This window comes from Sulfitobacter sp. HI0129, assembly GCF_001635395.1.
Lineage (GTDB): Bacteria > Pseudomonadota > Alphaproteobacteria > Rhodobacterales > Rhodobacteraceae > Sulfitobacter.
This window is the reverse complement of the sequence record NZ_LWGH01000609.1, coordinates 1-10,995: the sequence shown is the minus strand read 5'-3', so window position 1 is coordinate 10,995 and position 10,995 is coordinate 1. Positions and strand designations below refer to the sequence as shown.

9 protein-coding genes and 1 pseudogene are annotated in these 10,995 nt (G+C 63.6%); 3 read left to right on the top strand and 7 right to left on the bottom strand.

Annotated elements, in window-relative coordinates; genetic code table 11:
• The 3 genes and pseudogenes from A3764_RS25245 to A3764_RS16065 all read left to right on the top strand — a co-directional run.
• Positions 1-745 (top strand): annotated as a pseudogene (locus A3764_RS25245) (1-acyl-sn-glycerol-3-phosphate acyltransferase); the annotation flags it as partial.
• Positions 746-857: 112 nt separating this feature from the next.
• The gene (gene ccrA, locus A3764_RS16070) at positions 858-2,138 is read left to right on the top strand and encodes a crotonyl-CoA carboxylase/reductase (RefSeq protein ID WP_067919198.1); all 1,281 of its coding nucleotides are present in this window, start codon (positions 858-860) and stop codon (positions 2,136-2,138) included.
• A gap of 134 nt (positions 2,139-2,272) precedes the next feature.
• The gene (locus A3764_RS16065; RefSeq protein ID WP_067919200.1) at positions 2,273-3,811 is read left to right on the top strand and encodes an ATP-dependent DNA helicase; all 1,539 of its coding nucleotides are present in this window, start codon (positions 2,273-2,275) and stop codon (positions 3,809-3,811) included.
• A 33-nt stretch (positions 3,812-3,844) separates the two neighbouring features.
• Here the strand turns inward: A3764_RS16065 and A3764_RS16060 are convergent, their stop codons facing one another.
• The 7 genes from A3764_RS16060 to A3764_RS16030 all read right to left on the bottom strand — a co-directional run.
• The gene (locus tag A3764_RS16060; protein ID WP_082851110.1) at positions 3,845-4,666 is read right to left on the bottom strand and encodes a TIGR02186 family protein; all 822 of its coding nucleotides are present in this window, start codon (positions 4,664-4,666) and stop codon (positions 3,845-3,847) included.
• A complete protein-coding gene (locus A3764_RS16055) occupies positions 4,666-5,583 on the bottom strand; it encodes a sulfite exporter TauE/SafE family protein (RefSeq protein WP_067919202.1) in 918 nt (305 codons plus the stop codon). Before A3764_RS16055 ends, A3764_RS16060 begins: the two co-directional genes overlap by 1 nt.
• Before the next feature lie 88 nt (positions 5,584-5,671).
• A complete protein-coding gene (locus A3764_RS16050) occupies positions 5,672-6,640 on the bottom strand; it encodes an ABC transporter permease (RefSeq protein ID WP_067919204.1) in 969 nt (322 codons plus the stop codon).
• Entirely contained in the window at positions 6,640-7,770 is a 1,131-nt protein-coding gene (locus tag A3764_RS16045) for an ABC transporter permease (RefSeq protein ID WP_067919206.1), read from the bottom strand. The genes A3764_RS16050 and A3764_RS16045 overlap by 1 nt, the downstream gene beginning before the upstream one ends.
• 1 nt (position 7,771) lies before the next feature.
• Positions 7,772-9,400 (bottom strand): ABC transporter ATP-binding protein, encoded by a 1,629-nt coding sequence (locus A3764_RS16040; protein WP_067919208.1) that lies wholly within the window; start codon positions 9,398-9,400, stop codon positions 7,772-7,774.
• Between the two features lie 2 nt (positions 9,401-9,402).
• Positions 9,403-10,398: a BMP family lipoprotein gene (locus A3764_RS16035; protein WP_067919210.1), complete on the bottom strand. Its 996-nt coding sequence runs from the start codon at positions 10,396-10,398 to the stop codon at positions 9,403-9,405.
• 154 nt (positions 10,399-10,552) lie between these two features.
• On the bottom strand, positions 10,553-10,995 hold a 443-nt coding region (locus tag A3764_RS16030), incomplete at its 5' end, for a GNAT family N-acetyltransferase (RefSeq protein ID WP_330220537.1).

Sequence of the window (10,995 nt, the reverse complement as noted above, 5' to 3'; positions counted from 1 at the left end):
CTATGTGCAACTGGCCATCGCGGGCGGCGTGACGCAGGCGATCTACCCCGAAGGGGGGCTCAGCCTCGACGGGCGATTGCAGCCGCCGAAGATGGGATTGCTCGCCTACGTGGTCGAAGGGTTCGACAGGGCCAATGCCCGTGACGTCGTTTTCGTACCGGTTGCGATCAACTATGACCGCGTTCTCGAAGACCGGGTGCTTATCGCGGCGCATGAACGGGGGGATCGGCGTTTCGGCGCGCGGATCACGGTTATCGTCCGGTTCATTTTGCGCAAGCTCTGGCAGCGGCTGCGCGGGCAGGACACACGTTTCGGAGTGGCCGCGGTGGCCTTTGGCGAACCGGTCTCGCTGCGATCGGCGGCCGAGGACGGCGTTGAAAACCTGTCCCGCCACCTGATGACCCGGATCGAGGATGCAATGCCCGTGCCTGCCGTGCCCTTGGTGGCACACATCCTGCTGCAGGACGAACTGCTGGACACCGATGGCGTCACGGGCGCTGTGCGCAGCCTGTTGGACCGGGTGCCGGAGCCAAACCGGGTGGTCAAATCCGCGAACCTCCAGGAAGAGGTGCAGCAGGCGATCCACCGTATGCTTAAGCGGGGGCTGATATTTTCCCACGAAGGTCATTGGAGAATCGCGGAAAACCAAAGCAAGGTCCTGCGGTTCTACGCCAATTCCGTCGCCCATTTCATGGAAGAAGATGCTGCACCTGCGGCGCAAATTTCTGCGTCCGCTCGGTCATAAAGTTACAAAATTACCCCTCATGAGGTTGCAATATTTCGTCCAGGGTCATATTGGATAAGCGCGGCCCCCGATTCTGCGGCGCGGCAAAACTGATGACGAACAGGAGGGCCTGATGGCACTGGATACGACAATCGCCGCCTATGAGGCGCCCGAAAAGGACCTCTACGAGGTTGGTGAAATGCCGCCCATGGGTCATGTCCCGAAGAAGATGTACGCTTGGGCCATCCGCCGGGAACGCCATGGTGAACCCGATACGGCAATGCAGGAAGAAGTCGTCGACGTCCCGACGCTCGACAGCAACGAGGTTCTGGTGCTCGTGATGGCCGCGGGCGTGAACTACAACGGCGTCTGGGCCTCGCTCGGAAAGCCGATCAGCCCCTTCGATGGCCACGGCCAGCCGTTCCATATCGCCGGTTCCGATGCCTCCGGCATTGTATGGGCCGTGGGCGAAAAGGTCACGCGCTGGAAGGTCGGCGACGAGGTTGTGATTCACTGCAATCAGGATGACGGCGACGACGAAGAGTGCAACGGCGGCGATCCGATGTATTCCTCCAGCCAGCGGATCTGGGGCTACGAGACGCCAGATGGCTCCTTCGCGCAGTTCACCAACGTGCAGAGCCAGCAGCTGATGCCGCGCCCCAAGCACCTGACCTGGGAAGAGGCGGCCTGCTATACACTGACGCTCGCAACCGCTTACCGGATGCTTTTCGGCCATGAGCCGCATGATCTGAAGCCCGGTCAGAACGTACTGGTCTGGGGCGCTTCGGGCGGTCTCGGCTCCTACGCGATCCAGCTGATCAACACGGCGGGCGCCAATGCAATTGGCGTCATCTCGGACGAAAGCAAGCGGCAGTTCGTGATGGATCTGGGCGCCAAGGGCGTTCTGAACCGGAAGGACTTCAACTGCTGGGGGCAATTGCCCACGGTGAACACGCCGGAATATGCCGAGTGGTTCAAGGAAGCGCGCAAGTTCGGCAAGGCGATCTGGGACATCACCGGCAAGGGTGTGAACGTCGACATGGTGTTCGAACACCCCGGCGAGGCGACCTTTCCCGTCTCCACCTTCGTGGTGAAAAAGGGCGGCATGGTCGTGATCTGCGCGGGTACCTCCGGTTTCAACCTGACCTTCGACGTGCGCTACATGTGGATGCACCAGAAGCGTCTGCAGGGCAGCCACTTCGCGCACCTCAAGCAGGCGTCGGCGGCCAACAAGCTGATGCTGGAGCGGCGCCTCGATCCCTGCATGTCAGAGGTGTTCACATGGGCCGATCTGCCCGATGCGCACATGAAGATGATGCGCAACGAGCACAAGCCCGGCAACATGTCGGTGCTCGTGCAGGCGCCCACCACGGGTCTGCGCACGCTTGAGGACTGCCTCGACGCGCGTCGCTGAACGACTGCCACGTAAGACATTCACCCGCGTGCCGGACCCCGGCGCGCGGGTTTTTAGTGAACCCGTCGCAGCAGACAGGCCTGTCGAGGCTGTCGGCTCTGGCCCCCCGGGCAGGGGTGGCATAGGGTTCGGCGATGAGTGAAACGGCAGTGACATATTCCCATGATCAGGCCACCGCCCATGACGCGGTGACCGCTCTTTTGCGCGACGCCGGGGTCGATCTGGACGAAAGTCTGCTGCACCCGCCGAAGGGCGGGACGGAACAGGTGATGGCGATCACCGGAAAGGCCGGGTCGGGCAAGACGCTCCTGCTCGCCGAGCTTTATCGCGCGCTGGACGCGGCGGGGGTGGAGGTCGTCAGCGGGGACTACGAATCCCGCAAGCGGCGCGACAAGCGGAGCCTTGCGATCCTTGCGCCCACCAACAAGGCCGCCAGCGTGCTGCGGTTGCGCGGCGTGCCGGCCACGACGATCCATCGCATTCTCTATACCCCGGTCTACGACCCCGAGTATGAACGCATTGCTGAATGGCTGGCGGGGCAGGGCGAGCGGCCCGAAATCGCGGGGCTGACGGAACTCGCGCTGGACAGGGCGGCGGCCTTCTACGCCAGCAACAAGTCGATCCCCGGCGCGCTGGCCGCCGCGGGGCTGCGGGGCAGCGATTTCATCACCGGCTGGAAGCGGCGGGAAGAGCCGCTGGACATCGGCTTCGTCGATGAAAGCTCGATGCTGGACGACAAGCAATTTGCCGATCTCAAGGAAATTTTCCCCACGCTTCTGCTGTTCGGCGACCCCGCGCAGCTTGCCCCGGTGAACCAGTCGGGGACCATGGTCTTCGACAAGCTGCCCAAGAAGCGGGTGATCCACCTCGACCGAGTGTTCCGTCAGGATGCGGACAACCCGATCCTCGATCTTGCCCATGCGCTGGGTGATCCGGATCTGAGCTTCGAGACCTTCGAGCGTATGGTCGAAGACGCGGCGCGTCGTGATCCACGCGTGGTCTGGGGCCAGCGGGTGGAGGTTGACCTGATGGCCCGCAGCCCTGTCCTTGTCTGGCGCAACGCCACGCGCATCCGCCTGATCAACGCCTTCCGGTCGGTACATGGCGCGCCGGAGGATGCTCTCCTCCCCGGGGAGCCACTCATTTGTGACGGGCTGGAGCTGCCGCTGAAGCACCGCAAGAAGCGGCTCGACCTCGAAGCGCGGGGCCTGATCAAGGGCGCGCAGGTCGTCTACCTCGGCGAGGGCCGAAAGCCCGGTTTCAGCCGATTGCACGTCATGGGGGCCGAGGACCCGCAGGTCAGCGCCGCCAGCATCGTCAAGATCGAGAAGCCGGAGGAGGAGGAACCCTTCATCCCTTTTGCCGCGCGCATGGGGGCCACCTTCCTGCACGGTGCGGCGGTAACGATCCACAAGGCACAGGGCAGCCAGTGGGACACGGTGCAGGTCTTTGCCCCCGACCTTTATGCCGCCGCCCGCATGGGCAGGATGGAGGCGGGGCAGCCGCTATGGAAACGCCTCGCCTATGTGGCGATTACCCGCGCGCAGGAACGGTTGGTCTGGGTCGTGCGCAACCGGTTGGCCCGGCCCACGGAACCCCTGCGTGTCGATGACCTGAAAGTGCAGGTGGCACCCACATTGACGCTGGAAGAGGATGACGCGGCGGCGGGGTGAGTATTTCGGATAAGTCGCCGGGACGGCTGCATCCTACCGCCGCAACAGACTGAAGACCGCGGAGGCGCCCCATCCCGCCGCGATGGCGATGGCCAGTGACATCAGCCCGTAAATCAGCGCGTTTTCCCGGCTGAGGGTGAAAAGCCAGCGTTCCAGCCCCACCTTGCGCACGTCGATGCTGGTGGAATGCTGGGCCACAACCTCGCCCCCCCGGGTGAGGAAAATTCGGGTCACGTAGTCGCCTTCGGTCAGGGCGGCAGGCAGCCTGATGGCGGCGCGGAACAGCGTCTGTTCGTCCACCACCACCCCGTTTTCGACCACTTGATAGAGGTTCGAACCGCTGCGGATACGGATCAGTGCATCGGTGAAACTGGCTGAATCGCTGATTGTCATGGGCGCGCCCACGGAGCGGATCGCCCTGGGGATCGAGATCTTGTAGCGCAGATCCTCGATCCGTTTCAGGATGTCGTTGAGCGGCGCACTGGTGGCCACCGCATAGAAGCTGGGCGCCTGATCGACTTCCACCGCATCTGTGTTGACCCAGATGCCGAAGCGGCGTTCCTTGCGGCGGACCATCACGGGCCGCGACGGGCCGGCGACGGTGATGATGACCTCCAGCGGGGGGCCTTCGGGGATCGCCTGTTCGCGCTTCACAGCCCCGTAGACGAGGATTTCTGAGCCGTTGAAGTTGGTGGTGATGGCCACTTCGGCCTGGCTGAGGCCCAGAACGATCTGTTCGGCCGGGGCGGCTTGGTCTTCCACGCCGTCCGCTTCCTGCGGAAGCGCCGCAGACGCAAGGCCGAGTGTGAGCGACAGGGCGACTGCCCCCAATATGCGCCGGAAAGACCCGCGCATCAGTGGTCGCCCCCTGTCCCGAGGGTGTAGAGTTCCGCCGGCTGCAACAGCAGGTCGAGCGCGAGCTTGCCACAGACGCCTAGCACCAGCAGTGCAAGCAGGATGCGCAGCTGTTCGGCCTGCATCTTCACGCCGATCCGCGTGCCGATCTGCGCCCCGATCACACCGCCGACCAGCAGCAGAACAGCCAGCACGATATCAACGGTGTAGTTCGTCGTGGCATGCAGCATCGTGGTGAAGGCGGTGACAAAGATGATCTGAAAGAGCGACGTGCCCACGACGACCTTCGTGGGCATGCCCAGCAGGTAGATCATGGCGGGTACCATGATGAAACCGCCGCCCACACCCATGATCGCGGCAAGGATGCCCACGGTGATACCCACCAGCACCGGCGGGATAACTGAAATATACAGGCCGGAGACCCGGAAGCGCATCTTGAAGGGCAGACCGTGGATCCAGTTGTGTTTCTTGCGCTTGCCCGCGCGGCCCCCTTTACGGGTCTTGCGAATGGCGTTGAGCGATTCAACGAACATCAGCGCGCCGATGATGCCCAGAAAGACGACGTAGGAAAGCTTAACCAGCAGATCGACCTGCCCCTGCGCTTTGAGGTAGTTGAAGACGGCAACGCCAAGCGCTGCCCCGATGAGCCCGCCGATCAGCAGCACGGTGCCCATCCTCAGGTCCACCGTCTTGCGTTTGAAATGCGCAAGCACCCCCGAAAAGGAGGAGGCGACGATCTGGTTCGCCTCCGTCGCGACGGCCACGGCGGGCGGGATCCCGATGAAGAACAGCAGCGGCGTCATCAGAAACCCGCCGCCCACGCCGAACATGCCTGACAGCACGCCAACCATCCCGCCCAAGCCCAGCAGCAGGAAGGCGTTGACCGAAACTTCGGCGATGGGCAGGTAAATTTGCATGGCGTCCACTATCGCGGGCGGGCGGACAAAATCAACTGTTTATGCTGCACTGCCGCGATCAGGACATAGCGGCGCGGTCCAACTGGCGTTATCTTTCCTTCACGTAGGGTTCGCCCCCGGCGCGGGGTGGAATGGCCTTTCCGACGAACCCGGCGAGGATGATCACTGTCATCACATAGGGTAACGCGCCGAGAAGCTGGCCCTGCACCTTCAATGAGGTCAACGCCTCGATCACATCGGGGCGGGTTTCCAGCGCGCCGAACAGCCCGAAGAGCAGGGTCGCCCAAAGCGCGTACCAAGGCCGCCACTTGGCGAAGATCAGCGCCGCCAGCGCGATGAAACCGCGACCCGCCGACATGTCCTTCACGAAACCGGCCTGCAGCGCGGTGCTGAGGTAGGCGCCCGCCAATCCGCAGAGCACGCCGCAGATCGCCACCGCGGCATAGCGCAGGCCGACGACGGAAACGCCTGCGGTGTCCACGGCGGCAGGGTTTTCCCCGACCGCGCGCAGGCGCAGGCCGAACCGCGTGCGGAACAGGATCCACCACGTGAGCGGCACACAGGCAAAAGCGATATAGACGAGGATCGGATGCCCCGAGATGAGGTCGGCGTAAAGCGGGCCGATGATTGGCACGGGGGCAAGGGCTTCGGCCCAGGGCAGGGTGATTGTCTCGAACCGGGCGCCGCCCATCAGGGAGGGGGTACGCCCGCCCTGCTTGAACCAGTCCTGCGCGATCAGAACGGTCATCCCGGCGGCGAGGAAGTTGATCGCCACGCCGGAGATAAGCTGGTTGCCCCGGAAGGTGATGGAGGCCACGCCGTGAATGGCCGAAAGGCTGAGTGAGGAAAGTATCCCCGCGCCCAGCCCCAGCCAGACAGACCCGGTCAGCGCGGCCACGGCGGCGGAAAAGAAGGCGGCGATCAGCATCTTGCCTTCGAGCCCGATGTCGAAAATGCCCGCCCTTTCGGAAAACAACCCGGCGAGGCAGGCCAGCAGCAGGGGCGTCGCCAGCCGGACGGTGGAATCGAGCAGTTGGATGAGGGTGGTGTAATCCATCAGTTCGCGGGCTCCACCGGCTTGCGTTCCGGCTTCGGCTCCCGGGGGAGGCGCAGGCTCAGGAATATGCGTTCAAGCGGCATGCGCACCATGTTGTCGAGCGCGCCGGTGAACAGGATGACCAGCGCCTGAATGACGACGATCAATTCACGGGGGATCGACGTCCAGAGCGCAAGCTCCGCGCCGCCCTGATAGAGAAAGCCGAACAGGATGGCGGAAATAAAAACCCCCAGGGGATGCGACCGGCCCATGAGCGCCACGGCGATCCCGATGAAACCCGCGCCCTCGGTCGCGTTGAGAACAAGGCGCTCGGCCTCGCCCATCACGTTGTTGATCGCCATCATCCCGGCCAGCCCGCCGGAAATCAGCATGGTGATCATCGTGATCTTTACCGGCGATATGCCCGCGTAGCGCGCGGCACTTTCCGAAAATCCATAGGCGCGGATCTGGTAACCCAGACGCGTGCGCCAGATCAGAAGCCACAGCAAAACACAGGCGAGGATCGCCACGAGGAAGGACACGTTGGCCGGGGCCGCGCGGGAAAAGCTGATACCCAGCGGGGCAAGCAGATCATGCAGCGTGGGCAGGTTCGTGGCCTCGGGGAAGCGCGCAGTCGCGGGGTCCATGCTGCCCTTGGGCCGCATCAGGTTCACCAGCACATAGTTCAGCAGGGCTGCCGCGATGAAGTTGAACATGATCGTGGTGATCACGATATGGCTGCCGCGTTTGGCCTGCAGCCACGCGGGGATCGCCGCCCAGGCCGCCCCGAAAAGTGCTGCGCCCGCCGTCGCCCCGAGAAGCGCAAGCGACCAATGCGGCCACGGGATATAGAGCGCGGCCAGCGCCACCCCCAGCCCGCCCAGCATTGCCTGACCTTCGCCGCCGATGTTGAACAGCCGCGCATGAAAGGCGATGGAAACGGCAAGCCCGGTGAAGATGAAGTTCGTCGCGTAGTAGAGCGTGTAGCCCCAGCCATAGGTGGACCCCAGCGCGCCCTGAACCATCAGCTTGACGGCGGCCACCGGGTCTTCCCCGATGCCCAGAATCACCAGCGCGGAGATCACAGCCGCCAACAGCAGCGAGATGAGCGGCACGAGGATGACCTCGGCCCATTTGGGCATCACGTCCATATCAGACCTCCTTGTGCGGATCGCCGCCCGCATGGGCGAGGTTGTCCTCCACCTCCGCGACGGAGTGAGGCCGATCGGTATCCGTAATGCCCGCCATCAGCAGACCCAGCTCCTTTTCATCCGTTTCCTGCGGCAGGCGTTCGCCCATGATCTTTCCGTCGAACATCACGGCGATGCGGTCCGACAGTGCCAGGATCTCTTCCAGTTCGACGGAAACGAGCAGGATCGCCTTGCCACGGTCGCGCAGCGCCACGATCTGCTGGTGGATGAATTCGATCGCACCAATGTCCACGCCGCGCGTGGGCTGGCCGATCAGCAGCAGGTCGGGATTGCGTTCGATTTCCCGCGCCAGCACGATTTTCTGCTGGTTGCCGCCTGAAAAGTTCTTGGCCGCAAGGCGGGGGTTCGGGGGGCGGACGTCGAAACGTTCCATCTTGCCGGCGGTATCTTCGCGGATCGCGGCGTTGTTCATAAGCCAGCCACTCCGATAGGCCGGGTCGTGGTGATAGCCGAAGGCGGTGTTCTCCCACGCCTGATAATCCATGATCAGACCTTCGCGCTGGCGGTCCTCCGGCACATGGGCGATCCCGCGCGCCCGGCGCGACTGTCCGTCTGCGCCGGCGCCCGAGAGGTCCAGCGGCTGGCCGTTCAGATGAATCCTGCCGGTGCCGGTCTTGTATCCGCCCAGCACTTCGAGCAGTTCGGATTGCCCGTTACCCGCGACACCCGCGATGCCCAGCACCTCGCCAGCGCGCACCTGAAGGTCGATCCCACGCAGCCGTTCGACGCCTTTGTCGTCCACAACGTGCAGGTTTTTCACGTCGAGCACGACGTCACGCGGGGCGGCGGGGGTCTTGTCCACGCGCAACAGCACCTTGCGCCCAACCATCAGTTCGGCCAGTTCTGCGGGCTCGGTTTCGGCGGTCTTTACCGTGGCCGTCATTTCGCCCCGCCGCATGACGCTGACGGTATCGGTGATTTCCATGATCTCGCGCAGCTTGTGGGTGATCAGGATGATGGTTTTGCCTTCGGAACGAAGCCGCCCGAGAATGCGGAAAAGCTGGTCTGCCTCTGCCGGGGTCAGAACGCCCGTCGGCTCGTCGAGGATCAGGATATCGGCGCGGCGGTAGAGCGCCTTGAGGATCTCCACCCGCTGCTGCATTCCCACGCCGATGTCCTGCACCAACGCATCCGGGTCCACCTTGAGGCCGTAGTCGTTCGCCAGTTCGATCAGGCTCTTGCGGGCCTTGGCGAGCGAGGGTTTCAGCAAGCCCCCGTCTTCGGCCCCCAGAATGACATTCTCGAGCACCGTGAAATTTTCCACCAGCTTGAAATGCTGGAATACCATGCCGATCCCGGCTGCGATGGCTGCCTGGCTGTCGGGGATGTCGGTCTTGCGCCCGCCGATGAAGATCTCGCCCTTGTCGGCCTTGTAGAAGCCGTAAAGGATCGACATCAGCGTCGATTTTCCGGCACCGTTTTCACCGATGATGCCGTGGATCGTACCGGGCTGCACCCGGATCGAAATATCCTTGTTCGCCTGAACCGGGCCGAAAGCCTTGGAAATACCCTTCAGTTCAATGGCAGGGGCAGCCGTTTCCGGCTGCCCCGATGTCTTCGCTGGTGTCACGATCAGAAGCTCAGATCGGGGCAGCTGTCATCCGACATGTAGTCGTGGACCTTCAACTCACCGGAAGCGATCTTCGCCGCCGCTTCATCGACCGACGCTTTCATTTCGGCGGAGACGAGGTCCTTGTTGTTGTCGTCCATCGCGACGCCCACGCCTTCATTTGCGACGCCCATCACGTTGAAGCCCTTTTCCATGCCGGGGCCGTCGGACATCGCCTGATAGACGGCGTTATCCACGCGCTTGAGCATGGAGGTCAGGACCTTGCCCGGGTGCAGGTGGTTCTGGTTGCTGTCCACGCCGATGGAAAGGATGCCTTCGTCGGCGGCTGTCTGCAGCACGCCCACGCCGGTGCCGCCCGCCGCGGCATAGATCACGTCCGCGCCCTGCGCGATCTGCGCCTTCGTCAGTTCGGACCCTTTGACCGGATCGTTCCATGCGGCAGGGGTGGTGCCGGTCATGTTGGCGATCACCTCGGCATCCGGGTCGATGGCCTTGACGCCCTGTGCGTAGCCGCAGGCGAATTTGCGAATGAGCGGGATGTCCATGCCGCCGATAAAGCCGACGGTGCCGGATTCGGATGCTTGCGCGGCCATCATGCCCACGAGGTAGGACCCTTCGTGTTCGTTGAACACGACGGAGCGGACGTTCGGTTCGTCAACGACCATGTCGATAATCACAAAATCGGTCTCGGGATAGTCGGCGGCCACCTGACCCAGTGCGTCACCAAAGGCAAAGCCGGTCATCACGATGGGGTTGGCGCCGGATTCGGCAAAGCGGCGGAGCGCCTGCTCCCGCTGGGCTTCGGACTGAAGCTCGATCTCGCGGAATTCGCCGCCGGTTTCTTCGGCCCAACGCTGCGCGCCGCTGAACGCCGCTTCGTTGAAAGACTTGTCGAACTTGCCGCCCAGATCGAAGATCAGGGCCGGTTCGGCCATCGCGGCACCGGCACCCAGTGCCAATGCGGCACTCGCGCCGAGGAATTTCGTCATGAGGGTCATATGGTCTCTCCCTTGGTCATTATTTTGGGGCGTGGCGCTGCCACTGCCCATCGTCCACGCTGTCGCGCGATCAGATGCAAATTAGGACGCAGCCGCGCTTCGGGGTCAACCGCTTTCTTGGCGGCAGCCGCGCGATTCAGCCCCGTGCAGCGGCCTATTTCTTGCGGTTCCGCCTGTCCAGTTCGAGGCGCATGACCAGTGCATCCGCCGGGGCCGCATCCCTGCGGGCGTAGTAGCGAGGACGGGTCCCCACAATCGCGAAGCCGAGGCTGTCATAGAGGTTTCGCGCCGCCACATTATCCGCCGCGACCTCGAGAAAGGCGCAGGTGGACTGATCCCCGATCGCTTCCAGCCAGTCCTGGACGAGACGGCGGGCAATGCCTTTGCGGCGCATCTGTGGGGCCACGGCGATCGTCAGCAATTCGGATTCGCCAGCGACGGTGCGGGTCAGCGCAAACCCGCCCCCAGCCGTCCAGAGCCCTACGCCGGGGCCGGTGAGCAGGTCGCTGAATTCACGGGCCGTCCAAGGCCGGTCGCGATCGTTGGCTGCAGCATGAAGCTGCGCCAGTTCAACGGGGGTCATGACAACAGGGCGGG